Annotated in this window: 2 protein-coding genes; both read left to right on the plus strand. The window is 64.3% G+C overall.

The window, feature by feature from the left end; genetic code table 11:
* Positions 1–425, plus strand: a 425-nt coding sequence (locus tag MOV74_RS38330) for an ATP-binding cassette domain-containing protein (protein WP_246932727.1), incomplete at its 5' end; no start/stop codon positions are given.
* A gap of 190 nt (positions 426–615) precedes the next feature.
* The coding region (locus tag MOV74_RS38335) for a D-alanyl-D-alanine carboxypeptidase family protein (RefSeq protein ID WP_246932730.1) at positions 616–1363 on the plus strand (748 nt) is incomplete at its 3' end.

A 1363-nucleotide genomic window follows, 5' to 3' on the forward strand; every position in this document is an offset into this window, starting at 1 on the left:
GCGGCGGCTTCGCGACCAATGCCGGCGAGCGCGGCCGCATGCTGTCCGGCGGCGAGCGGCAGCGTCTGTCGATCGCCCGCGCGCTGCTGAAGAACCCGCCGATCCTGATCCTGGACGAAGCCACCAGCGCGCTCGATGCCGTCACCGAGACCAAGGTGAACGCCGCTCTCGACGAAGTGATGAAGGGCCGCACCACCTTCGTGATCGCCCACCGCCTCTCCACCATCCGCAACGCCACGCGGATCCTGGTATTCGAGAATGGGCGCGTGATCGAAACCGGAACTTTCGATGAACTCGTGGCCAAAGGCGGCCATTTTGCCGAGCTCGCCAGGGCCCAATTCATGGTCCATGAAACCGCTCAAGCGAGCACACGGGCCAGCATGACGGCCGCTGAGGCTGCCGCGACGGCTGCCAAATCCCCGTAGCAAGGTCCTCATAACAACGTCGAAATTCGGCCTATTTCATTGCGGAATACCCCGCTGATGCCCCTATTATCGACGCACCAGCCGGTATAGGTTTGCGACGCCGCAAGCGGCGGCGCTGGATTTCAAAACCGAACATCAGATCACGAGAGCCGCCCGGAACCGGCGGGTCTCCAAGGACCGGAATCGGATAGTGCACGCCCTACGCCCGCTGCTTCGCAAATCGCTGTTCAACCTGTTCGCTGCGAGCCTCGCATGCGCCGCGCTGCTCGCGCCCCGCGCGGCGAGCGCCGAAGCGCTGCTGCTGATCGAGGCCGACAGCGGCAAGGTGCTGCAGGCGGATAACGCGACCATCCCCTGGTATCCGGCCTCCGTCACCAAGATCATGACCGCCTATGTGACGCTGAAGGCAGTCAAGGACGGCAGACTGACGCTCGACACGCTGCTCACGGTATCGCCGACGGCGGCCTCGCAATCGCCCTCGAAGATGGGGTTCCGCCCGGGAACGCAGCTCACCGTCGACAACGCGCTGAAGATGATGATGGTCAAGTCGGCGAACGACATGGCCGTGGTGCTTGCCGAAGGCGTCGGCGGCTCGATCGACGGCTTCTCCGCGATGATGAACGACACCGCCAGGAAGCTCGGCATGACGCAGACCAGCTACGTCAATCCGAACGGCCTGCCCGCCGACGGCCAGATCACCTCGGCGCGCGACCTCGGCATTTTGGCGCGCTCGTTCCTGCGCGACCTGCCGGAATACGAATACTTCGTGCACATCCCGGCGATGCGTTTCGGCAAGCGTGTCACCGGCAATTTCAACAAGCTGATCGGCCGCTATCCCGGCGCCGACGGTTTCAAGACCGGGTTCATCTGTGCCTCCGGCTACAATCTCGTGGCGTCGGCAACGCGCAACGGCCGCCGGCTGATCGCGGTGGTGCTGG

The organism is Bradyrhizobium sp. SHOUNA76, assembly GCF_023006445.1.
In the GTDB taxonomy this organism is placed as follows: Bacteria; Pseudomonadota; Alphaproteobacteria; order Rhizobiales; family Xanthobacteraceae; genus Bradyrhizobium.